We start from the raw sequence: 23,906 nt of genomic DNA, 5'->3' as shown, positions 1-23,906 counted from the left end.
TCCTTGTCGTGCTTGCGTCATTAACTTGCAATCAAATCGACTTAAAACTGCAAGCTAACTGAATTCAAAGCGTCATATTGGGGTTTTAGGATGATTTTCGAACTTACTGACCTAGTCCAAAGGAAGCGACTTTTATGAAACGTTTGTTAATTAGCACCACTCTTATTACCTCACTGTTTACTGCTCATACTTTTGCACAAGAAAACAACATGGACACACTTGTCAGCGCCGCCAAGAAAGAAGGCGCGGTCTATAGTGTCGGCATGCCAGACTCATGGGCAAACTGGAAAGATACTTGGACCGATCTGACAAAAAATTACGGCCTGAAGCATCAAGATACTGACATGAGCTCGGCGCAAGAAATCGCGAAATTTGCGGCAGAGAAAAACAATGCCACGGCCGATATTGGCGATGTAGGTTTTGCGTTTGCCCGTGTTGCGGTCGCGAAAGGAGTAACACAACCTTATAAACCAACCACTTGGGATAGCATTCCAAATTGGGCAAAAGATAAAGAAGGTCACTGGGCGCTTGCTTATACCGGCACCATTGCGTTTATTTCCAATAATAATCTAGTCAAAAACCCACCAAAAACTTGGGCTGATTTGCTTAACGGTGATTATAAAGTGACCGTAGGTGATGTTGGTGTTGCCGCACAAGCTAACAACGGCGTACTCGCAGCAGCTTATGCTATGGGTGGCGATGAAAAGAACCTAAAGCCAGCTATCGACTTCTTTGGCAAACTCGCCAAGCAAGGACGTTTATCTTTCACCGATCCTAGCGTCGCGAACCTTGAAAAAGGGGAAGTTGAAGTCGCGATCATGTGGGATTTCAATGCGCTTAACTACCGAGATCAAATTGAACGTGATCGCTTTACTGTCAGCATTCCACAAGATGGTTCCGTCATTTCAGGTTACACCACCATCATCAATAAATTCGCTAAAAACCCAAATGCCGCGAAACTCGCTCGTGAGCATATCTTCAGCGATCAAGGCCAAATCAACCTTGCCGAAGGTTATGCGCGCCCAATTCGTACGGAAGTGAAACTACCGAAAGAGGTTCAAGACAAGCTACTGCCTAACTCTGAATACGCTAACGTTCACCCAATCAAAGATTTTAAAGCTTGGGAAAAGTCAGCCAGTCAATTACCTCGCCAATGGCAAGAAAACGTACTGATCAATCAGCAGTAATTAGGGGATTAACCTAAATAAACAGCATGGTGTGAAAACCATTCTATCAACGACTATTCGGTGAAAGTTATGAACCACAAGGTCATCTTAGTTGTTCTTGATGGCCTCAATTACCAAGTAGCTCATCAATGCATGGGCTACTTACAAGGGTTAATTGAGCAGCAACGAGCATCTCTTTTCAAACTCAACTGTGAACTGCCTTCGTTATCACGGCCTCTGTATGAGTGTTTACTCACTGGTGTCCGCCCGGTAGACAGTGGCATTATCCATAATCAGGTAGTACGCCGTTCTTACCATGAGTCCATTTTTAGCTTAGCCACCCAGCAAGGCAAAGTGACAGCCGCTTCGGCGTACCATTGGATGAGCGAGTTATACAACCGCGCTCCTTTTGATGCAGTAAGAGACAGAAACACGCATGATGAATCTCTTAATATTCAACACGGCCGTTTCTATCATTGGGATCACTATCCTGATGAAGCGGTCTTTTTAGATGCGGATTATCTACTGACGACTTACCAACCGGATTTCTTGCTCATTCATCCAATGAACATTGATGATGCCGGACACCAAAGTGGTTTAGATTCGAGCCATTATCGCAATACTGCTCGACATGCCGATGTCTTATTGTCGAACTTTATCCCAAGTTGGCTAAAAGCGGGATATCAAATCATGATCACCAGTGATCACGGCATGAATAATGATTTATCTCATGGTGGTGTTTTGGCTGAGGAACGCGAAGTGCCATTATTTCTACTCGGTTCAGCATTTCAACAACAAGCCGATAACCCCAAAAACGATACTATTTTTATTCAACAAACCGAACTGTGCGGAACGGTTTGCCAAGTTTTAGGCTTGCAGCATAACAAGCCGTATTGTGCCGGCTTATTAAATACCGCTAATCAAAATCCATTAACGTCTTCTATGGCAGAGCAATGAATTCCATGTCGTCTACTTTCACTCGGTCACAAGTAAAACCACACACAACATCAAGGGCGAACTATCTGCGAAAGCTTAAACCGCTTATGTGGTTAGTTCCTTTTATGGTGGTTTTTTACTTGTTTCAAATCGCCCCAATGATATGGGTGGTGATCAACAGCTTTATCGATGAAGGGCATTTTTCTTTCGCTCATTACATCGATATTTTAACTTCAAAGTTTATGTTACAAGGCTTTCGAAATAGTTTATGGGTGTCTATTTGGTCAAGCATGATAGGCTTGATGATTGCAACCATTCTCGTTTCATCATTAAGGCATTTAGATAGCAAATTTCGTGATGCGATTGTGTCCATCACCAATATGTGCAGCAATTTCTCCGGTGTCCCGTTAGCCTTCGCATTTATTATCATTCTTGGCACCAATGGGGCTATCACACTGTTTTTGCGTCAACATGGCTTGGTGGGGGATTTTAACCTGTATGGTGAATCTGGTTTATTGGTGGTGTATGTCTACTTTCAAATTCCATTAGCAGTGTTACTGCTCTACCCTGCATTCGACCAACTCAATCAAGACTGGAAAGAGGCCTCGGCACTACTTGGCGCCAATACTGCTCAGTATTGGCTAAAAATCGGCTTACCCATTCTCACTCCGGCTTTATTTGGCACTTTCATTATTTTGATAGCCAACGCCATTGGCGCGTATGCAACGGTTTATGCGCTCACCGGTGGAAATTACAACATGATCACCATTCGAATTGCGAGTTTAGTCTCTGGTGATCTCTTCCTTGAGCCGAATCTAGCCGCCGCTATTTCTGTGTTATTACTGACCATTTTGGCTTTCATTACGGTCATCAACCAGTGGCTTATTGCAAGGAGTTACCATGCAAAACGTTAACTCAAATGGTTCACACCGGACGTCATCCAGTCATCATCAATCTAAAACGATTCATCAAGTGATCGTTTACAGCATTATCGTTGTAATGTTATTGCCAATCATCGCCACCTTACTGTATTCAATTTCATCAAAGTGGGGAGCAACCGTACTGCCTGACGGTTTTTCATTGAAATGGTATACACAGCTGTTTACGGATGAGCGTTTTATTGCGGCTTTTTGGCGCTCTCTCATTCTGTGCATCGGATCACTTATCTTCAGCCTAGCGTTAATCTTGCCAATGATATTAGTGGTGTTTTACTACTTCCCTAAGCTAGATAAGTTAATGAATCTGCTTATTTTATTGCCATTTTCCGTTCCACCAGTGGTGTCTTCTGTTGGTTTATTGCAACTGTATTCTGATAGCAGTATTCCTTTGGTCGGCACGCCTTGGATCTTAGTTGGAACCTATTTCACCATTGCGCTACCTTTTATGTACCGCTCTCTTGCCAATAATTTACAAGCGATTCAATTGCATGACCTAATGGATGCCGCTCACTTACTCGGTGCTAGCAGTACCAAAGCATTTTTATTAGTGATCTTACCTAACTTAAAAAAAGGATTGTTATCGTCCCTGTTTATCTCTTTTTCCTTCTTACTCGGCGAGTTTGTATTTGCCAACATTTTAGTCGGCACACGCTTTGAAACGTTACAAATTTACCTATACAACATGCGTCAAACCAGTGGTCACTTTACTTCTGCCTTAGTCATGACGTATTTCTTTTTCATTCTTATTTTGACTTGGCTTGCCAGTCGTTTTAGCCAAGGAGCTTCATCATGCAAATAAATTCACACCACTCTTACGTCCATGTCAGCCAACTCAGTAAAAGTTTTGGTACTAATAGCGTATTTGAAAATATTGAGTTCTCGATAGAAAAAGGGGAGTTTATTACCTTACTTGGCCCGAGTGGTTGTGGTAAATCGACCTTATTACGTAGCCTTGCCGGTTTAAATGATGTCGATAATGGTCATATCCATGTCGACGGTAAAGACATCACTCACCAAATTCCTCAGGAAAGAGGAATTGGGATGGTCTTTCAATCTTACGCTTTATTCCCAAATATGACCGTTGAACAAAACATTGCCTTCGGTTTAAAAATGAAAAAGCTCGATAAAGCCACAATTCAAAAAGAAGTATCCAACGTCATTGAACTGGTTGACTTACAGGGTCGAGAAACACACTACCCACATCAGCTATCCGGCGGACAAAAACAGCGTGTCGCATTGGCACGAGCGCTCGTTGTTAAGCCAAGAATATTGTTATTAGATGAACCACTATCCGCCCTCGATGCTAAAATTCGCAAACGCCTAAGACAGCAAATTAGAGAAATCCAAAAAGAACTTAACTTAACCACGATTTTCGTCACTCACGATCAAGAAGAAGCCATGATCATGTCTGACCGTATTTTCGTGATGAATAAAGGCAGCATTGTGCAACAAGGTTCACCAGAACGGATTTATACACAACCTGCTAATGAGTTTGTGGCTGCCTTTATGGGGCACTACAACCTGATAAACGCGCAGCAAGCCCATCAATTATTTGATATTGAAACTGAGCATAAAGTGGCGATTCGTCCTGAATCTATTTATGTTCATGAACAAGGCCGACATTATGCAGAACATATTTCATCACCGCATGAAGCCACCATCAAAAATCATCAATTACTTGGCAATGTCATCCGCTATCATGTAGAGCTTAATGGTTGTCAATCTTGTGCGCTCACAGTCGATCTATTAAATCGCTCATCCGAACGATTATTAGAAGCAGGGCAACAGCTGCAATTGCGCTTTAATATGAATGAAATACAACCTGTGGGAGTTTAATCATGGTACAGCCTCTATATGTATTTGACATGGATGAAACGCTCATCAACGCCGACTGTGCCATGCTATGGCATCAATTTTTAGTAGAACAAAACATCGCGACTGATCCTGACTTTCTCAAAGAAGATCAACGCCTGATGACACTGTATGCTAAAGGCGAAATGGACATGGTGGATTATTTAGCTTTCTCCATTGAGCCAATCCGCCACTTATCAATAGAACAAATTGAGCAATTAGCCGACCAGTGTGTAGCTGAAAAAATCTTGCCGCGTCTATTCCCGCAAGCTCAAGCATTAATAACGACACTTAAACAGAAATCGAACACTATGCTAATCATTTCTGCTTCAGTCAGCTTTTTAGTTCAAGCGGTAGCCAGAAGGATCGGTATTCAACATGCCATTGGGATTGATTTAGTCATTCAGAATAATCACTACACTCCAGCTATTTCAGGCACAGCAAGCTACCAACAAGGTAAGGTGATACGCCTAAAGCAATGGTGTGAACAACATCCAACCGAATTTTCAGAAGTGCATTTTTATACCGATTCCATCAATGATTTGCCGCTATGTGAATATGCCGACCACGCTTATTTGGTCAACCCTTGTCCACGTTTAACCGAGCAAGCGAAAAATAAGCCATGGCAGATACTGGCTTGGGGTTAACTTGGGATTTATTGAAGAGAAGTAAGATTATTTACACTGTAAAACGCAAAACATAAGCAACCAACACAATAAAAAAGGCCCAAAACGTTTCGATGTTCTCGGCCTTTGATTATTTATAGCTAAATTAAGCAGCTGACTGACCGATTGATAATTGCAGTAGATAATGCTCAAGCTCTGAGTCTGTGACTATTTCAAAATCGGTGAAAAGCGCGATAGGTTTCAGTGACTTACCTTTTCCTTGCTCTAAACGCACAAACCCTTTTTCACTTAAAGACTTAAGCGTATTAGAAAGGTTAGATTTTGCCCGTCCCGTTAACTCTGACAACTGAGTTAAGCTATTAGGTTTTTCTGAGTCAATAACACGTAACAACTCAATATTCTCCGGACGTAGAATCTGTGAAATGGCATTAAGTGATGTATACCAAACCTTTGGCTCATGAGCTTGAGGTTTATATCTACCTTGAGCAATAGCTAATAATCTTATACGAATGAGCTTTTCAGACATGATCCCGATTCTTGCTTTCATATTATTTACCCTCTATTGCAGCAATGGTTCTATCAATACCTTCAAAGAAATCTTTAAGTAACGTGTAACAATCAGAAAATTCGTAAGGCGTACCCTGATCAACGGCTGATTTATGTAAATGATCATATTTGTAGCGCTTACCGCTGAACTTTTTCCCTTTCGGCGCTTTAATAGCATGTGCATTATCATGCCCAAACACTCGCTTGTTGAATTTATTATGCAGAGTCAAATTATAGCGAATGCCATGAGGTCGTTCTTTTGTCGGTGGGACAGTCCAAGCTTCAATTTTCCACCAATATCCATCATCACGATGAACCTGTTCACCGTGCATACTCAATAGAACATCAATTTCATCCACACAAACACCCTCAACCAGTGTTATGACCTGAGTATAACACTGGTTTTATATATTTTGAAAATAGATAGATTTAAGCGCTTCATATTAAGCTCTATTGACGTTCACTTATTTAATAACAACGGCCAATGATGCTGTTTTCAAAAAAATGAGACTAACTGATTAAATTTACAGACAAAAATGGCAGAGAACACACGCTCTCTGCCATTTAGGTATCGACAATAAACTATTGATCTTTCTAAGCCGTTTTACACTCTTGCTTAATCACGTCTACTAAACGTTCGACAGCTGACACTAATTCTTCCGCTGTAGCATTAGTAAAATTCAGACGTAATCCAGGCGTGATACGTTCGCCTTTTTTGTAGAATACTGAGCTTGGTACGACGGCCACTTTGTTAGTTAACGCCGCTTTGGCTAAGGCAAAATCGTCACATTCTGGTAGTGTGAGCCACACAAACATGCCGCCTTCCACTGGGTTAAAATGACAGCCTTGTGGCAATTTCGCTTGCAACTGTTCAGCAAAACTCAAATAACGTTCTTGGTATAGCACGCGCAGTTTTTCGATATGAGATGGGAAATCAGGATGAGTGATTAAGTCCAGTAACACCGCTTGCATCGGGATACTTGAGTGCAAATCTGCGCTTTGTTTAACCTTCACTAATGGCGCAATCCATTCTGATTTACCGCTCACAACGCCCATACGCATACCAGGCGTGGCAATCTTAGAATAAGAACGTAGCACTAACGCTTGGTCTGGGCAAAAGCTCGACACCAAAGGCAGCATCTCACCGGTAAAACGCAGTTCTCGATATGGAACATCTTCAATTAAGGTGACTTTATATTGCTGACAAAGCTGCGCCACTTTTTGACGAACTTCTAAACTCCAAGTCACGCCCGTTGGGTTATGAAAATCCGGTACGGCATAAAATAACTTCGGCGATTGTTCAGCAAAACAGGCTTCAAGTTCGGCTAAATTCGGGCCATCGGCTTGTTGCGAAACACTTACAATATTGGCTTGCGCTAAGCCAAAAACTTGCAACGCCCCAAGGTAACTCGGCGCTTCCATCACCACTTTGTCACTTGGGTTCACGTAAGCACGGGCAATTAAATCTAGTGCCTGTTGAGAGCCTGTACACACCAAGGATTCATGGTGTTCAGGTAGTTTGAATTGACTGCGGAAGTAGTCCAATAACGGACCATAACCCGCGGTTTGACCATATTGAAATAAAGCAGGGTTTTGAGCTAATGATGCCAGTGATTTTTCCATCAAAGCAATGGGAAAGTGATCCCCATCTGGTAAGCCGCCGGCTAATGAAATCACGCCCGGTGCTTGGGCATCTCTTAAAATTTCACGAATATAAGAAGGTTGGATTTGTTGTAAGGCGTGAGTAAGTTCCATTTTCTGCTCGTTATTAATGTATTGATAATTTGCATTGTACGCCTTCTTTACATCTCGGCAATATCACAAATACAAAAATGCCCAGCAATTTACTGGGCATTGTAAAGAAAAGATGAGTGATTAACGCTTAAATTTCTCAGCAAGCACGTTATCTAAACCGATACGGCCAGAACCAGAAACCAATAAAGAAACTGCAATCGCTAACAATGCTAAACCAAATTCATAACCACCGTTGGCAAGGAATAAACCGTTGTGGATATGCACTGACAAGATCGCGACTAGCATTGTAAATGCCACAACGAATGCTGATGGTCGAGTCAGCAAACCGATCAATAAGAACAGGCCACCAAAGAACTCACCAGAACCCGCTAAGAACGCCATCAGCATCCCAGGCTCTAACCCCAATGACGCCATAAACTTGCCTGTTCCCTCTAAGCCATAACCACCAAACCAACCAAATAGTTTTTGCGAGCCGTGTGCCATGAGTGTAATACCTGTAGGAACACGTAAAATGAGTGGAGCATAACTTGCTGGAGATTGAAGTACTTTTTGTAAAACTGACATAGATGTTCCCTTATTCTTCACTAAATAAAAATTAACTTGTTGATATAAAATAAAATATTGAACTTATGACACGTTTGAATTAGTGCCATAAATACGATTCCATTGATAAAGCGTGATGCTGGATCCCACCTTTCAATATGGTCAATTCATCGCTGCCTTGGCTCGCGCCAAGTGCCACCAGCAATGGTAAATAATGCTCATGAGTTGGATGCGCACGGAAAAAGTCTTCCTGTAATTGCGGCACCGTCATTAGCGTTTGGGCATCACGATGGGTGATTTGTTCACGCACCCATTGCTCAAATCGCACCACATAATCGGCCGCTTGATTTGAACCGGGCACCACATCGCGTAAATTATGAGTAATCGAACCTGAACCGATAATAGCGACACCTTGCTCGCGCAGTTGGCTCAAGGTTTGCCCCAATCGATACACATCTTCACCGCTCGAATGTGAATTTATCGACACTTGAATCACAGGAATATTCGCCTCCGGCACTAAATGCATTAAAGGCACCCATGCGCCGTGATCTAAGCCTCGTTGCGATTGCTGCTGCACCTCAAAACCCGCACTTTCCAACTGTTGTTCAATTTGATTAGCCAAGCTGGGGTTACCCGCAGCAGGATATTGCAATTGATATAACTCAGTAGGAAAGCCACCAAAATCATGAATAGTTTGCAGTGCATCATCCGACGTCACACCCGTGTAGCCGTTCGTTACCCAGTGTGCTGACACCACGACGATCGCTTTTACGTCATCAAACTGAGATTGCTGTTGCTCTAATAAATCACGAGCATGACTCGCTTCAATGGCAAACATTGGCGAACCATGTCCAACAAACATCACCGGTGCTAATTTCATAACGGCTCCTCATCTCATTCATTAACAACCAAACACGTTGGCTGCGACTTGGGATAAAGTTTGTACCTATTGCGTTTTATTGACAATACAACTAATAATGAACACATTGTTTAAGATTATTGAACACTGGTGGGTAAGATGGATAAATTGAACTTAATGAATAGCTTTGTGTATGTCGCTGAAAAAGGCTCATACACCGCCGCAGCTCAGCATCTGGGCAAAACCAAAGCATTAATGAGTACGCATGTCTCTCAACTTGAAAATACGCTAGAAGTTCGGCTCATCCATCGTTCGACACGTGGATTACAGCTCACCGATGCCGGACGCGCTTATTACGAGCAAGCCAAGCGTATATTGGATGACATTTCTATGGTGGAAGTCGGCCTGAGAAGCGATCAACAACAAGTAGCAGGCCGATTACGCATTAGCGCCCCAACCACTTTTGGAGAATGCGTGTTAATGCCTTTTGTGGCGCAGTTTATTCAGCAACATCCAGATCTCAATATTGATGTGGTATTAAACGATCGATTTGTAGATCTTGTATCTGAAGGCTACGACCTTGCCATTCGCATTGGTCACCTGCAAGATTCTGATCTGATCGCGGTCTCCGTTGGGCACATGACATTAAAGGTGTGTGCATCACCCGCATTTATTGAACAGCACGGCTTACCTAGCCATCCGCATCAATTATCTGCACTGCCAGCCGTATTTGATAGTAACCATAAAGGCCCTAAACTGAGGCAGTGCTTTAAAGATGGAGAAACATTGAGCTTTCCTATTCAAGCGGCCATTTCCGTCAACAATGCCCTCGCCTCTGCAACGTTAGCCGCGCATGCCAATGTCTTTACCATTAGCCCAGATTTTGCTGTCGACCCTTATATTCGTAACAATAAACTGGTGCAACTGCTTCCCGATTATGATTTTGGCGCTTATCCCGTGAATGCGGTTTACAGCCATCGCAAATACCTACAGCAGAAGGTCAATGTGTTTAATCAAGCGCTTAAAGCCTATATGGCTCAATCGTGCCCGACACAAAGCTCCTAAGATATTCAATTCGTGATACTACAAACCTTAAGTTAGAATGAGGTTTCAAGAATAAGGAAGATTCAACATGGATATGAGTGTCGGCCAAGTGGCCAAACGTGCTGGGATCAGCGTAGCAACCTTACATTTTTATGAGCAAAAAGGACTGATTTACAGCAGCCGAAATGCGGGCAACCAACGACGCTACCCCAGGCAAATACTGCGACGCATTGCGGTAATCAAAGCGGCGCAAAATGTCGGCTTAACATTACAAGAAATCTCCGAGCAACTGGCTTACTTACCTAAGCACCGAGCCCCCAAAAAAGAAGAATGGGAAACGTTAGCCAATCACTGGCAACAACAGTTATCACAAAAAATCATGCAGCTACAAACGCTACAAACTCAACTCGGCAGTTGCATTAATTGTGGTTGTTTATCATTAGATAGCTGCGCGCTGTATAATCCAGAAGACAGCAGACCGGTGGCTCAAGCAGGCGCAAAACTGAGTATCATCCCAACAAAATCTGAATGAATATATATCCAAACACCCATGGCGAAAGCGAAAGTTAATCCAAACCACATCATCATCACTCTACCGTCACTGATCCATCGCATCGGTGGAGACAATAACGCACAAGCCAAACAATTAGCCCATCACCTAGGTTGTGAATTAAAGCGCATTCGCCGTTCACGTAATTGGCAAATCATCGGTGAAAGAGATGGCTTGATCGCCTTTCAGTCCGCTTTGAAAGAGGAATCTGAATCCAAGTTTCAATACCTTATCAGCAAGCTAGAACAAGGCTTAGATCAGCCAAATGACCAGACAGAATCAAAAGCCGAGCAATTAGCCGCGTTAATTGAGCACCAACCAGATATCACATTAAGTGAATTGATGGCAAGGACCCATTGCTCGTTAGTTGAAGCAAGAATAGCGAGAGAAACGGTAGAAGGGTTTTAGCCAATGAATGCAAGAAATAAAGCCATCATCCATATTCGAGACTATCAAGCCAGTGATGCCCAAGTCTTACGTCAGTTGTTTTTCAACACCGTTAGACTGGTTAACACCAATGATTACACTCACACACAAATCGAGGCATGGGCACCGAGTGATTATGACGAGCACGTTTGGGCGCAGCACATGCAAACACTCAAACCGTTTATTGCTGAAATAGATGGGAAGATTGTCGGTTATGCCGATTTGCAGTCAGATGGTCTGATCGATCATTTCTTTTGTCATCATCAATATCAAGGTTGTGGTGTTGGAAAGGCATTAATGCAACACCTGCTGCAAAAAGCTTCCGAGCATAAGCTCAAGCAGTTATATTCTTATGTCAGTATTACTGCTAAGCCTTTTTTTCAACATTTTGGTTTTATACAAGACAAACAGCAAAGTGTTGCAATACGAGGCCAAGAATTGATTAATTTTAAAATGATATTGACACTTTAAATGATTGAAAAAGTAAATTATGGCTGACTATTTATACCAAACAGAAAGGCTGATCATTCGCCGCTTCACACTAGAAGATACCCGCATTATCGTGCAACTTTTAAATCAAGATTCTTTTATTCGCTACATCGCCGATAAAAAACGTCCGCACACTGGATGACGCCACTCCGTATCTCAATCAAGGGCCACTTAAAAGCTACGCTGAACATGGTTTTGGCTTAAATTTAGTCGCCTTAAAACATAACCAAACCCCTATTGGTATGTGCGGCTTGATCAAACGGCCAGAATTGGACAGCCCAGATATCGGCTACGCGTTATTAGATGATTATTGTGGGCAAGGCTATGGCTTTGAAGCCGCGAGTATGGTGCTAACGCAAGGCATGGCGAGCTACCAGCTTGAGACAGTTCAAGCCATCACACTCCCTGACAATATTGCCTCTAATGGATTATTAACCAAGCTCGACTTTCAGTTGATAAAGCAAATTGAACTCTATGGCATGCAGAATAACTTGTACCAGTATCAAAAGTAACGATTTAATCACTCACAGCCAAGGTACTCATGCGTTGCTTAACTTGGGTAAACAAACCCAATCCAGCCAAGATACCGAGTAACGCAAACCCAGCCCAAAGCCACTGTGATGAAAAGTCAGCAAGCCCAAGCAACCAACCGGCAGCCCAGTTACCAATAAACGCGAAGAAACCACCCACACACGAATACAGGCCATAATAACTGGCAATATTGTTGCTTTGAGCAAAACGAGGGATATAAGCGCCAATTAAGGGGTAAACCATCATTGAGCCAACACTGAACACCACCGCGCATGCGACAAATGGCAAAAATGGATAACTGGCAGTAGGAAAACTCAAAGCCAAAAATGAACAACCCATAATCGCCATGCCATATCCCATACCTTTGGCGATACCTAAATGGTTTTCAATCCAGCGACTGATTGGCAACTGTAAAAGTACGCCCAAAATAGAAGACGTTAGAAATACCAAAGTGATATAGGACGGATTTCCTGTCTGCTCCTTTACCGCATAAGGAATAGATAAGTAAAGTTGATGAAATAAAACCTGAAATACCGCAGCGCACAAGACAAATTGCATAAAAGTACGGTGTTTGAACATGGTTAACCACTCACGCCAAAATGCTTGTGGGACGGCTCCGTTTTCATTTAGCTTGTGTTGTAACTTTTTCTCTTGAGGTAGGTAGTACCATTGCAAAATAAATAGAGCCGAAAAAAGTAGAGCCGAGGTATAACCCACCATACTAAAACTCAGTGAGAATAACGCGAGACCAACAACGGGCCCTGTGAGCTTACCTATCTCAGTACAAAGATTCTGCAGCGCGAATACGCGGTTTCTCTCTACATCATTTGGATATTCAATCGACAAATAAGCTTGGCTACTTGGGGTAAATAAAGCGCCCGCAAAACCAGTCAAAAAAGCCCCGAGCACAATGAAAGCAAATTGTTCACTGACAGCAAGAAATAGGAACCCTAAGATCCGAACCAAGCAGCCGATTAATATCAATCGTTTATAACCAAATTTATCGCCTAAAGTGCCGCCAACCAGAAACAGTCCTTGCTGACTTAATACCCTTAATCCAATGATCAAGCCGACATACCAACTGCTATAACCTAAGTTTTGTAGATGCTGAGCGAGGTAAGGCAGCAACATATAAAACCCAAGATTAAAGCTAAAGGCATTAAACACTAACACTCGGCTTGCGGGTGAGAGTAACAACCAATCTTGCAGCGTTTTTGAAGGCATGATTACACTTATTTAATCAATATAGACAGCGCCGTTACGCGACCGATTTTTGAGCCTGAGCACGCAAAGTACGCACAAAAGGACGACCAGTGTCATCTATCATGACGTTTGCATCAACATCATAAATATCCTTGATTAACGACGAAGTCAGTACTTGCAACGGGTGCCCAACTTTCACCAGTTCCCCTTGCTTTAATACCAAGAGATTATCGGCATATTGGGCGGCCAAATTCAGATCATGCAGCACCATTAATGTTGTGTATTGATGCTTGGCTGTTTCTTGAGATAAATGTTCAAGTAGCACATGCTGATAATGTAAGTCCAATGCACTCACTGGCTCATCTAACATCACAATTTCAGGTTTTCTCATTAAGGCTTGAGCAAATAAAATCATCTGACGTTGGCCACCACTTAAAGTGCGAACATCACGATTAGCCAAGTCAGCTAAACCAATACTGTCTAAAATATGAATGGCTTGATGCAAAACCTCTTCACTTAATGACAAGCTTAGCGCATCCAATCGACCCAGTAGCACGACTTCTAGCACAGTGAGATTGACGTCTAAATGAATATCTTGCGGCATATAACCAAATAACTGACGCCACTTAGCTAATGGCAACTCAGACATATCAATATCATTGAATCTGATCGAACCATGAGATGGCTTTATATCGCCAAATAGTGTTTTCAATAATGAGCTTTTTCCTGTGCCGTTTGGGCCGAGGATGGCCGTCATTTCACCCGGTTTTAAATTGAAACTAAGATCATTGGCAAGCGTTAATGGGCCAATCGATGTCGTTAAAGATTGCACTGACAGCATGTTAACCCCTTTTGAAAATGATCAACCAGAAGAAGAAAGGAACGCCAATAATCGCGGTCACGATCCCAATAGGAAACAGTGCGCCCGGCACAATCACTTTCGATAAAACCGAAGCGGTGGAAAGTAAAAAAGCACCAATTAAAAACGAAAGCGGCAAAAAGAAGCGCTGGTCTTCTCCAACTAAAATTTTGGCAATATTCGGGGCAACAATACCAATAAAACCAATGATGCCAACAAAGCTGGTCACGGTTGCGGTCATCAAGGCGACAATAAAGAGAGTTTTCAATCTCAAGTGAGTGACATTCACACCCACGCTTTTTGCTCGCTCTTCACCTAATCGCAGTGACGTTAATTTCCAAGCATCTTGCAGGAGAAAATAGCTGCCAGCTAATACCACCACAGACACAATCGCTAAATTAGACCAAGTCGATTTTGACAAACTACCAAACAACCAAAACAAGATTTGTTGGCTAAGCTCTGGCGAAGAAATGAATTGCACTAAAGACAATAACGACTGAAATAAAAACAGCAGCGCAATACCAGCGAGTATCAATTGACCTGAACTAATGTGCCGCATAGAAGCAAGAGCAAACAAGAAGCATGCAGAAAGCATACAACACACAAAAGCGCCAATCGGTACCGCATACTGGCTATCTAGCCCCAAGGAGCCAATATACAACATCAAAGCAGCACCAAACCCTGCAGCAGCAGCCATACCTAAGGTATACGGGCTAGCCATTGAGTTATTCAGTAGGGTTTGCATTTCAGCGCCTCCAACCCCCAAAGCCCCACCAACCACAATCGCCATTAAAGCGATTGGAAGACGTAAGTTGCTGACAATAATTTGGGTAGAAGGCTCAACTTGAAAAGGTAACCCGACAAACTCCAACAACGCATAAAGCACTTTTGACGCATTAAGCAATGATGGACCAGTCATAATATCAATAACAAACGATACAAATAGCACCACAATAAACGCTGACACTGTGACCAATCGACGACGCTCACTTTTTCTTTGTTCAGCGACAGCATTTAATAACACATTGGTTTGCATCCATTTTCACCTTAATTTCTTCCCTCAATGATTCCACTGAAGATTTTTTCTCACACTTAATGGGACACCTGAGAAAATAATAATATTGATAACCACTATCAATATCAATTAACATCTTCACAAACAACCTCACCCATCACTTAAGAGCAAGTGAATTTCCCAAACATCAAAAGGAATGAATTAAGTCATGTGGAAATATCTCGTTATTGCACTCAGTTTTTTCAGTGTTGCGGCACAAGCTGCAACCACCACAGTCACCGACGTTTTAGATCGCACAGTCACGTTTGATGCACCAGCAAAGCGCGTTATTGTTGGCTTCTACCCTGAAGATTACATGGCTATCGGCACGGAAAAGGCCTACGACAATGTAGTCGGTATGTCGAAATACATTTGGCAGGCTAGAGAAGCCAATTGGCAGTTATATGTTAAACACCGCCCTTCTTTAGATAAGATTCCAGGAATTGGCAGAGTTGATACCAATACCTTTTCAATTGAAAAAGTGATCAGCTTAAATCCAGATGTTTTAATGCTGGCCGACTGGCAATACAAAGCGCTAGAAAGTGAAATCCCACGCCTCGAATCAGCAGGCATTAAGGTCATAGTGGTAGATTACAACGCACAAACCGTCGAGCGTCATGTTCAAAGCACCTTACTAATAGGTGCGATTACCGGTCAAAATGAACGTGCAAAGCAAATTGCTCAGGAATATCAAAACACCGTCGAATCAATTGAAACAAAGTTAAAAGAAGCCAACTTACCTAAGCCGAAAATTTATACCGAATTTGGCGCTGCGGGCATCAATGAAATTGGCTATACATTTGGTAAAAACATGTGGGGAGCCATTGCTACCCTTGCTGGCGGCGATAACATTTCTGCACCTTATGTTGAGTGGTGGGGAAAACTGAACCCTGAACAAATCATTGTCAGTAACCCTGATATTATTGTTATGACTGGATATGAGACCGGCAGCAACGATACCTCAATGTTAATGGGCGTAGGCATTGATGAATCTATTGCCAAACAACGTTTACAAGGCTTTAAACAACGCAACGGTTGGTCGACCATTTCAGCGGTGAAAAATAACCAAATGTACGCGGCGTATCATGGCGCTTGCCGAACCATATTTGATGCTGCACTCATTGAGTTTTATGCCAAAGCTATGTATCCAGAAGTATTTAAAGATCTCACGCCAAATCAAAATTACTTAGATTTTTATAGCAAGTATTTACCTGTTGTGCCTGAAGGTACATTTATGACTAGGCTTTAATGCAAGTAACATACCCAATAAAAAGCCCTCTAGATCCCATTTGATCTAAAGGGCTTTGTGTTTAATAACCCTATGATTAAAGCTTTGTTTATTCCTTATTCCCACGCTTATGCTTTGGCACATAATTCAATATTGAAATGGGCACAGGCTTTCTTGGTTCAAACCCTTCAATGACGCGGCGCTCAAGTAGATGGCCAAGGCGGCTTTCTATCATGCACAGATTTTTAAAATCATCTTTAGAAAGCAATGACACCGCTTCACCTTGTGCACCCGCACGGCCTGTACGGCCAATTCGATGGACATATTCATCCGCTGGATAGGGTAAATCGTAGTTGATCACACAAGGCAGGCCTTCAATATCAATGCCACGAGCCGCAACACCAGTAGCAATCAAATACTTCACTTTACCTTGCTTAAATTCTTCCAACACTCGCGCACGTGACGCTTGATTACGGCCACTGTGAATGGCTTCGGCTGTAATACCGCGTTTTTCGAGTTGCGTTGCGAACTTAGCTGCGCCATGTTTGGTCTCAATGAAGATCAAGGCTTGCGGCCAAGCATTCTCATTCAGTAAATGAGTCAATAATGATGATTTCATATCTTTATCAACCGTCACTAACCATTGGCTGATATTGGCCTTTGAAGCACTGTGCTTGGTGATAGAAATTTCTTCAGCATCATCAATCGCGGTACGCGCTAATTCACGAACAGGATTCGAAAGCGTGGCCGAGAACAATAGGTTTTGAATATTCTCCGGCAAACGCGCCAAGATCTTGTTGATGTCGTCAATAAAGCCCATGTCGAGCATCCGGTCAGCTTCATCTAAAACCAGCGTTTCCACTTCTTCAAAATGCACCGCATGTTGGCCGTATAAGTCAATCAATCGTCCTGGTGTCGCCACCAAAATATCCATCCCTTCAATCAAGGCTTGTTTTTGTGGCGCGTAATCAACCCCACCGTACATAGCCATCGATTTAAGAGATAAATGTTTGCCATAAGATTGAATACTTTCGTGTACCTGCATAGCAAGTTCTCGAGTTGGAACTAGAATTAAGGCACGAATTCGCTTCTTACGCTGAGTTTGGCCTTGGCTGAGTTGCTGCAGAATTGGCAACACAAAGCTAGCAGTTTTACCTGTACCCGTTTGAGCAGCGGCGATCAGGTTTTTACCTGAAAGTATGATCGGAATGGCATTTTGCTGAATTTTGGTTGGTTTTTCATAACCTTGTTCAGCAATGGCTTGCAAGATCTCAGGGCACAAACCCAGTTTAGAAAATGACATTGGATTTCTCGAAATATGAAACAGATGCGGCATTGTAGCGAATTTATACAGCTGTCTGTAACCAATATCACAAATAAATAATTGGCTTTCTTTTAACCTTTTTAAAAATAAGGAAATACCTATGAATACTATCGGTAATTCCGATTAGTAAGACTCGAAATTATGACGTAATTTTCTAATTAACAAATCGTTATATAGTGCCCAAAGTAATTGAAGTTGCAGTGAGGCGACAAGTGAGTGAGACCCCATGAATTTAGCTTGCCTAAATGATTGGGGCGAATGAACGCCGTCAACAAAGCTGCAGCTTCAAGTACGAAGGGAACAATTACAAATCCGCAGGGAGACAATGTATGTCTAGTGAATCTAAATGCCCTTTCCACAATAGCAGCAATGTAAGTAAGAGTGGGAATACTGCCGCAACAGGTACTCGAAACAAAGATTGGTGGCCTAACCAACTTGACCTTTCTATCCTTCATCAACAAGGCCAAAAATCTGACCCTATGGATCCAGATTTTGACTATGAAAAAGAATTCCTAAGCTTAGACCTCAAAGCAGTAAAAAAAGATCTCCACGACTTAATGACTGACTCTCAAGATTGGTGGCCTGCCGATTTCGGTCACTATGGTCCTCTATTCATTCGTATGGCTTGGCACAGTGCCGGTACTTACCGTGTGCAAGATGGTCGCGGTGGCGGCGGTACAGGCCAACAACGTTTTGCACCACTAAACAGCTGGCCAGATAACGTTAACCTAGATAAAGCTCGTCGTCTCATTTGGCCTATCAAACAAAAATACGGTAAAAAAATCTCTTGGGCTGACTTATTCATCCTAACGGGTAACGTGGCGCTTGAATCGATGGGCTTCAAAACCTTTGGCTTCGCTGGCGGTCGTAAAGACGTGTGGGAGCCAGAGCAAGATGTTTACTGGGGCCAAGAAACGACATGGCTTGAAGATGACAAACGCTACACAGGTGAACGCGACCTTGATGATCCACTAGCCGCAGTACAAATGGGCTTGATTTACGTTAACCCAGAAGGCCCAGGTGGCAAACCTGATCCAGTACTTGCCGCGCATGATATTCGCGATACCTTTGCTCGTATGGCAATGAACGATGAAGAAACCGTTGCACTTATCGCGGGGGGGCACACCTTCGGTAAAACTCACGGTGCAGGTGATGCCGCTAACGTAGGTGCCGATCCAGAAGCGGCTGACATTGAAGCTCAAGGCTTGGGCTGGCACAACATGTTCGGCTCAGGTAAAGCGGGAGATGCCATTGGTTCTGGCCTTGAAGTCACTTGGACCCAAACACCAACCAAATGGAGCTACTACTTCCTAGAAAACCTATTCAACTACGAATGGGATTTATTGAAGAGCCCAGCAGGTGCTTGGCAATGGGTTGCAAAAACCGATGATGCAAGTGTGCCAGATGCATTTGAAGCGGGTAAGAAGCATAAACCAACTATGCTTACTACTGACTTGTCGCTACGTTTCGACCCTGAGTATGAAAAAATCTCACGTCGTTTCCTAGCCAATCCACTTGAGTTCCAAGAAGCATTTGCTCGCGCATGGTTCAAATTAACTCACCGTGACATGGGGCCAAAAGCTCGTTACCTAGGTCAAGAAGTACCAGCAGAAGATTTGATTTGGCAAGATCCAATCCCAGAAGTGAAACACCCTCTGATTGATAAAGCCGATGAAGCTGAACTGAAAAAACAAGTACTTGCTTCGGGTCTATCGGTTTCAGAGCTTGCAAGCACAGCTTGGGCAGCAGCGTCTAGCTTCCGTGGCTCAGACATGCGTGGTGGCGTAAACGGTGCTCGTATCCGTCTTGCTCCACAAAAAGACTGGGAAGTGAACCAACCAGAGCAATTGGCTAAAGTGCTCGCCAAACTTGAAGAAATTCAAGAAGCGTTCAATAAAGCGCAATCGGGTGGTAAACAAGTGTCTCTTGCTGACCTTATTGTACTAGCAGGTAACGCAGCGGTTGAACAAGCAGCGAAAAATGCAGGTGTGGATGTTGACGTACCATTCCACGCAGGCCGTGCTGATGCCACTCAAGAACAAACAGAAGTGGAATCATTCGAATACTTGAACCCAATTGCAGATGGTTTCCGCAACTACGACAGTGGCAAAACCAAAGCACCTGCTGAGTTCCAGTTAGTCGATAAAGCGCAGCTTCTTACACTAACTGCGCCAGAAATGACGGTACTTGTCGGTGGTCTACGTGTACTAGGCACTAACTACGGTCAAACCGAGTACGGCGTGTTTACTGATAAGAAAGAAACATTAAGCAATGACTTCTTCGTGAACTTGCTTGATATGGCCACAGAGTGGAAAGCGGTTGGTGATGATAAGAAACTGTACCAAGGTACGGATCGTAAGTCTGGCCAAGAGAAATGGAAAGCCACTCGCGCTGACCTAGTCTTCGGCTCAAACTCTCAACTACGCGCCGTCGCAGAAGTTTACGCTTGCTCTGATGCCAAAGAGAAGTTTGTCAAAGACTTCGTTAAGGCTTGGACCAAAGTCATGGAATTGGATCGCTTTGACCTGAAATAAACCTTTAATAAGGCAAAGAAATCCTAACCTAAAATGATGAAATCCCCAGCTCACTGAGTTGGGGATTTTTTTATCTCGTATTTAAACCCACCTCACCAACATGAAATTCATTCATGATCAATGTGAAGTTATCCCATTATCTTTCATGCTCGCATACCAGTATAACAATCATATCGATTATCAATTTTTGGCTCGCAGCCATGCTTGCAATCAATAAATTCAGGCGCGAATAAATGGATGGAAATGATTATGAACAAAGACTTCAATTTTAAAATCAGCCGTATACGCTTTGATGAACACTATCGCCCATCAGACAACACTCGTATTACCACAAACTTTGCCAATTTGGCGCGTGGTGAAAGCCGTGAAAGTAATTTACGTAACGCACTCAAGATGATGAATAACCGCTTTAACGCGCTCGCAAACTGGGATAACCCAACTCATGATCGTTACTCTGTCGAGCTTGATATTGTGTCGGTTGAGATTGATCTGGAAGGCAATGGACAGACTTTTCCATCCATTGAAGTTTTGCAAACCCACATCGTTGATAACAAAACCAAACAACGTATAGAAGGGATTGTGGGAAATAATTTTTCATCTTATGTCAGAGACTATGATTTTAGCGTATTACTGCTCGAACATAACAAGAACCAAGCGCAATTTAGTATTCCAGATAACTTTGGCCTGCTGCATGGCAATATTTTTAAGAGCTTTGTTCATTCAGAGACATACAAAGCAAACTTTCACAAATCACCGGTGATCTGCTTAAGTGTTTCAGACAATAAAGTGTATAAACGAAATGGAAATCAGCACCCTATTCTTGGCTTTGAATATCAACCAAATGAATCGTCATTAACAGAGCAATACTTCAAGAAGATGGGCTTGCAAGTGCGCTACTTTATGCCGCCGAATAGCGTTGCTCCGTTGGCATTCTTCTTCTTTGGCGATCTGCTCAATGACTACAGCAATTTAGAGCTGATCAGCACCATTAGCACCATGGAAACGTTCCAAAAAATCTATCGCCCTGAGATTTATAACGCCAATGCAACGGCAGGTGTGAGTTATCAACCGAATCTAAAAAACCAAGATCATTCGCTGACACAAATTGTTTATGACCGTGAAGAACGTAGCCAACTTGCCAAAGAACAAGGCAAATTCACTCATGAACATTTCATCAAGCCATATGGCACGCTACTAGAGCAATGGTCAAACAGCTGCACGCTTTAATTAATAAGGAATTGAGAATGAAAACATTATTACCAACATCAACCGCGGGCAGCTTACCAAAACCAACCTGGCTGGCAGAGCCTGAGACCCTATGGTCACCTTGGAAATTACAAGGGGATGAACTCATCAACGGCAAACAAGACGCTCTGCGCGTATCACTGCAAGAGCAGCAAGCAGCAGGGGTAGATATTGTCAGCGACGGCGAACAAACGCGCCAACACTTTGTCACTACGTTTATCGAACATCTAAATGGCGTGGATTTTCAAAATCGTAAAACCGTCACAATCAGAAACCGCTACGAAGCCAGTGTACCGAGTGTCGTGGGGCCGGTTTCTCGTCAAAAATCGGTTTTCGTCGAAGATGCAAAGTTCTTACGTCAACAAACTGACCAACCGATAAAATGGGCACTACCTGGCCCAATGACGATGATTGATACTCTCTATGATGCTCATTATCAAAGCCGAGAAAAACTGGCTTGGGAGTTCGCTAAAATTCTTAATGAAGAAGCCAAAGAGTTGGAAGCGGCTGGCGTAGATATTATTCAGTTTGACGAGCCAGCGTTTAACGTCTTTTTTGATGATGTCAACGACTGGGGTATTGCTTGCCTCGAGCGCGCCATCGAGGGGTTGAAGTGCGAAACTGCGGTACACATTTGTTACGGCTATGGCATTAAAGCCAACACAGATTGGAAAAAAACACTCGGCACCGAATGGCGACAATACGAAGAGGTGTTCCCGAAATTACAGCAATCGAATATCGATATCATTTCGTTAGAATGCCACAACTCTCATGTGCCGATTGAACTGCTGGAATTAATCCGTGGCAAGAAAGTGATGGTTGGCGCAATTGATGTCGCCACCGACAACATTGAAACACCAGAAGAAGTAGCCGACACACTAAGAAAAGCGCTTCAATTTGTGGATGCCGATAAACTATACCCTTGCACCAACTGCGGTATGGCCCCGCTTTCTAGACACGTCGCAAGAGAAAAATTACAAGCGTTACATGCTGGTGCGGAGATCATTCGCAAAGAGCTCGCGAACAAATAACTATCACTGAATCTAAGCCTATTGAGAGACCCATTGATTAATCATTCAGTGGGTCTCTTCCATTTTGACTTATCCGATAACTCAACTTGATAAGTCAATGACACAATAAACACGATATACCTCGGATAAATTTGTTATGAACATGTAACAAAATGTGTGGTAAGGTTCGATTAGCAATCATTCTCCATTAAGCAGCGAGTTCAATCTATGCCGTCATCCGCTAAAGCTGTCATTATTCTTATTTTCTGTACTTTCTTCTGGGGAAGCACCTTTCCTATTGGTAAGCAGGCTCTCAATGAAGTCCACGCTTTAACATTAATTCTGTGGCGTTTTCTGATTGCAGCTGCGTTTTTAGCCGTGTACATCAAACTGATCCGTAGCCCCAAAATAGAGCTTTCAAACAAACAATGGGCTTGGGTATTTGCGGTCAGTGCGGTCGGTGTAGGCGGGTTAAACCTCGGCTTATTCACGGGGTTATCCTATACCAGCGCAACCAACGGATCGCTCATCATGGCACTTAGCCCGATTATGACGTCAATTATTGCCAGCATTGCGCACCGCTCGCTTCCTTCACGAACTCAGTTATTTAGCTTACTGGTCAGCCTGTCTGGCGTGCTAATTGTGATCACCAATGGTCAATTAGATTTGCTGATCAATTTAGATTTTAATCATGGAGATAAGTTGATTTTTACCGGTATGCTCGCTTGGAGTTTGTATACCTTTTTTAGTCAAGGTATCAGCAAGTGGATGCCGGTGATTCCCTATACCTTGGTGGGAATGGTCTGCGGCGCAATCGTGATTGGCACCATGTGTGCCCTCACTCCAGATGTGCACCCGTTTGCAGAACTTTTCAACAGCTCTACCAGAAACATTTTAGATGTCGTGTATATAGGTTTATTTGGTACGGTAGCAGGCTACTTATTATGGCTAAACGGAATTCGCTTATTAGGTTCGGCCACTGCGTCATTATTTTTTAATTTCGTGCCAATTTTTGCCATGTTAACTGCCTTTGCTATGGGACATGAAATATCTCAGCTGCAATTAATTGGTGTGGCTGTCGTCATTGCAGGCTTGGTTTTGCCTCGCTTATTAACGATGAAGAAACCAAAACAACCAGCGCAATCTTGAAATAAAAAAAGAGGACTACCATGAGTCCTCTTGTTTACAT

26 protein-coding genes are annotated in these 23,906 nt (G+C 43.0%); 17 read left to right on the top strand and 9 right to left on the bottom strand.

The window, feature by feature from the left end:
• The first annotated feature begins 134 nt into the window (after positions 1–134).
• The 6 genes from Vgang_RS12515 (at position 135) to Vgang_RS12490 (ending at position 5,538) form a co-directional block, all read left to right on the top strand.
• On the top strand, positions 135–1,187 hold the full coding sequence (locus Vgang_RS12515) for an ABC transporter substrate-binding protein (RefSeq protein ID WP_105901186.1): 1,053 nt from the start codon (positions 135–137) through the stop codon (positions 1,185–1,187).
• Between the two features lie 69 nt (positions 1,188–1,256).
• A complete protein-coding gene (locus tag Vgang_RS12510; RefSeq protein WP_105901185.1) occupies positions 1,257–2,123 on the top strand; it encodes an alkaline phosphatase family protein in 867 nt (288 codons plus the stop codon).
• Between the two features lie 5 nt (positions 2,124–2,128).
• Positions 2,129–3,016: an ABC transporter permease gene (locus Vgang_RS12505; RefSeq protein WP_245879892.1), complete on the top strand. Its 888-nt coding sequence runs from the start codon at positions 2,129–2,131 to the stop codon at positions 3,014–3,016.
• An 85-nt stretch (positions 3,017–3,101) separates the two neighbouring features.
• Positions 3,102–3,839 carry an ABC transporter permease gene (locus Vgang_RS12500; RefSeq protein ID WP_245879891.1) on the top strand — a complete coding sequence of 246 codons (738 nt, stop codon included), beginning with the start codon at positions 3,102–3,104 and terminating at the stop codon, positions 3,837–3,839.
• Positions 3,830–4,876: an ABC transporter ATP-binding protein gene (locus Vgang_RS12495; protein ID WP_105901182.1), complete on the top strand. Its 1,047-nt coding sequence runs from the start codon at positions 3,830–3,832 to the stop codon at positions 4,874–4,876. Before Vgang_RS12500 ends, Vgang_RS12495 begins: the two co-directional genes overlap by 10 nt.
• A gap of 2 nt (positions 4,877–4,878) precedes the next feature.
• A complete protein-coding gene (locus Vgang_RS12490; RefSeq protein ID WP_105901181.1) occupies positions 4,879–5,538 on the top strand; it encodes an HAD family hydrolase in 660 nt (219 codons plus the stop codon).
• Between the two features lie 124 nt (positions 5,539–5,662).
• Here Vgang_RS12490 and Vgang_RS12485 read toward each other — a convergent pair whose 3' ends face one another.
• From Vgang_RS12485 to Vgang_RS12465, 5 genes are all read right to left on the bottom strand, one after another.
• Entirely contained in the window at positions 5,663–6,064 is a 402-nt protein-coding gene (locus tag Vgang_RS12485) for an HVO_A0114 family putative DNA-binding protein (protein WP_105901180.1), read from the bottom strand.
• A gap of 1 nt (position 6,065) precedes the next feature.
• Positions 6,066–6,422, bottom strand: a complete 357-nt coding sequence (locus Vgang_RS12480) for a DUF6516 family protein (protein ID WP_105901179.1) — start codon at positions 6,420–6,422, stop codon at positions 6,066–6,068.
• 235 nt (positions 6,423–6,657) lie between these two features.
• A complete protein-coding gene (locus Vgang_RS12475) occupies positions 6,658–7,818 on the bottom strand; it encodes an aminotransferase-like domain-containing protein (protein ID WP_105901178.1) in 1,161 nt (386 codons plus the stop codon).
• Positions 7,819–7,938: 120 nt separating this feature from the next.
• Positions 7,939–8,382 (bottom strand): DoxX family protein, encoded by a 444-nt coding sequence (locus tag Vgang_RS12470; protein ID WP_105901177.1) that lies wholly within the window; start codon positions 8,380–8,382, stop codon positions 7,939–7,941.
• 79 nt (positions 8,383–8,461) lie between these two features.
• Positions 8,462–9,241 (bottom strand): DODA-type extradiol aromatic ring-opening family dioxygenase, encoded by a 780-nt coding sequence (locus tag Vgang_RS12465; protein WP_105901176.1) that lies wholly within the window; start codon positions 9,239–9,241, stop codon positions 8,462–8,464.
• Between the two features lie 138 nt (positions 9,242–9,379).
• Between Vgang_RS12465 and Vgang_RS12460 the strand changes: the two genes are divergently transcribed.
• The 6 genes from Vgang_RS12460 (at position 9,380) to Vgang_RS12440 (ending at position 12,241) form a co-directional block, all read left to right on the top strand.
• Positions 9,380–10,285 (top strand): LysR family transcriptional regulator, encoded by a 906-nt coding sequence (locus Vgang_RS12460; protein WP_105901175.1) that lies wholly within the window; start codon positions 9,380–9,382, stop codon positions 10,283–10,285.
• A gap of 67 nt (positions 10,286–10,352) precedes the next feature.
• Complete coding sequence (gene soxR / locus Vgang_RS12455; RefSeq protein ID WP_105901174.1) at positions 10,353–10,796, top strand: redox-sensitive transcriptional activator SoxR; 444 nt, start codon at positions 10,353–10,355, stop codon at positions 10,794–10,796.
• A gap of 18 nt (positions 10,797–10,814) precedes the next feature.
• Positions 10,815–11,222 (top strand): ribosome recycling factor family protein, encoded by a 408-nt coding sequence (locus Vgang_RS12450; protein WP_105901173.1) that lies wholly within the window; start codon positions 10,815–10,817, stop codon positions 11,220–11,222.
• 24 nt (positions 11,223–11,246) lie between these two features.
• Positions 11,247–11,711, top strand: coding sequence for a GNAT family N-acetyltransferase (locus Vgang_RS12445; RefSeq protein WP_105901785.1), 465 nt, complete (start codon positions 11,247–11,249; stop codon positions 11,709–11,711).
• A 19-nt stretch (positions 11,712–11,730) separates the two neighbouring features.
• Complete coding sequence (locus tag Vgang_RS17070) at positions 11,731–11,871, top strand: hypothetical protein (RefSeq protein WP_319952101.1); 141 nt, start codon at positions 11,731–11,733, stop codon at positions 11,869–11,871.
• Positions 11,816–12,241 carry a GNAT family N-acetyltransferase gene (locus Vgang_RS12440; RefSeq protein WP_319952108.1) on the top strand — a complete coding sequence of 142 codons (426 nt, stop codon included), beginning with the start codon at positions 11,816–11,818 and terminating at the stop codon, positions 12,239–12,241. The genes Vgang_RS17070 and Vgang_RS12440 overlap by 56 nt, the downstream gene beginning before the upstream one ends.
• 4 nt (positions 12,242–12,245) lie before the next feature.
• On the opposite strand, the gene Vgang_RS12435 is transcribed toward Vgang_RS12440, so the two are convergent.
• From Vgang_RS12435 to Vgang_RS12425, 3 genes are read right to left on the bottom strand one after another with little or no spacing between them, the layout of a single operon-like run.
• Positions 12,246–13,484 (bottom strand): MFS transporter, encoded by a 1,239-nt coding sequence (locus Vgang_RS12435; RefSeq protein WP_105901172.1) that lies wholly within the window; start codon positions 13,482–13,484, stop codon positions 12,246–12,248.
• Between the two features lie 34 nt (positions 13,485–13,518).
• Complete coding sequence (locus Vgang_RS12430; RefSeq protein WP_105901171.1) at positions 13,519–14,304, bottom strand: ABC transporter ATP-binding protein; 786 nt, start codon at positions 14,302–14,304, stop codon at positions 13,519–13,521.
• A 1-nt stretch (position 14,305) separates the two neighbouring features.
• The gene (locus Vgang_RS12425; RefSeq protein WP_105901170.1) at positions 14,306–15,358 is read right to left on the bottom strand and encodes a FecCD family ABC transporter permease; all 1,053 of its coding nucleotides are present in this window, start codon (positions 15,356–15,358) and stop codon (positions 14,306–14,308) included.
• A 187-nt stretch (positions 15,359–15,545) separates the two neighbouring features.
• Between Vgang_RS12425 and Vgang_RS12420 the strand changes: the two genes are divergently transcribed.
• Positions 15,546–16,625, top strand: a complete 1,080-nt coding sequence (locus tag Vgang_RS12420; RefSeq protein WP_105901169.1) for an ABC transporter substrate-binding protein — start codon at positions 15,546–15,548, stop codon at positions 16,623–16,625.
• An 88-nt stretch (positions 16,626–16,713) separates the two neighbouring features.
• Here Vgang_RS12420 and Vgang_RS12415 read toward each other — a convergent pair whose 3' ends face one another.
• On the bottom strand, positions 16,714–17,907 hold the full coding sequence (locus tag Vgang_RS12415) for a DEAD/DEAH box helicase (protein WP_105901168.1): 1,194 nt from the start codon (positions 17,905–17,907) through the stop codon (positions 16,714–16,716).
• Between the two features lie 350 nt (positions 17,908–18,257).
• Between Vgang_RS12415 and katG the strand changes: the two genes are divergently transcribed.
• From katG to Vgang_RS12395, 4 genes are all read left to right on the top strand, one after another.
• Positions 18,258–20,462 carry a catalase/peroxidase HPI gene (gene katG, locus Vgang_RS12410; RefSeq protein WP_105901167.1) on the top strand — a complete coding sequence of 735 codons (2,205 nt, stop codon included), beginning with the start codon at positions 18,258–18,260 and terminating at the stop codon, positions 20,460–20,462.
• A 249-nt stretch (positions 20,463–20,711) separates the two neighbouring features.
• Positions 20,712–21,689 (top strand): DUF1852 domain-containing protein, encoded by a 978-nt coding sequence (locus Vgang_RS12405; protein ID WP_105901166.1) that lies wholly within the window; start codon positions 20,712–20,714, stop codon positions 21,687–21,689.
• A gap of 17 nt (positions 21,690–21,706) precedes the next feature.
• The gene (locus tag Vgang_RS12400) at positions 21,707–22,738 is read left to right on the top strand and encodes a methionine synthase (protein WP_105901165.1); all 1,032 of its coding nucleotides are present in this window, start codon (positions 21,707–21,709) and stop codon (positions 22,736–22,738) included.
• 207 nt (positions 22,739–22,945) lie between these two features.
• Complete coding sequence (locus Vgang_RS12395) at positions 22,946–23,866, top strand: DMT family transporter (protein ID WP_105901164.1); 921 nt, start codon at positions 22,946–22,948, stop codon at positions 23,864–23,866.
• Positions 23,867–23,906: the final 40 nt, after the last annotated feature.

Origin of the sequence: Vibrio gangliei, assembly GCF_026001925.1 — a bacterium.
Taxonomy (GTDB): Bacteria; Pseudomonadota; Gammaproteobacteria; order Enterobacterales; family Vibrionaceae; genus Vibrio; species Vibrio gangliei.
Note: the sequence above shows the minus strand (reverse complement) of the source record. Positions and strands in the feature narration are given on the sequence as shown.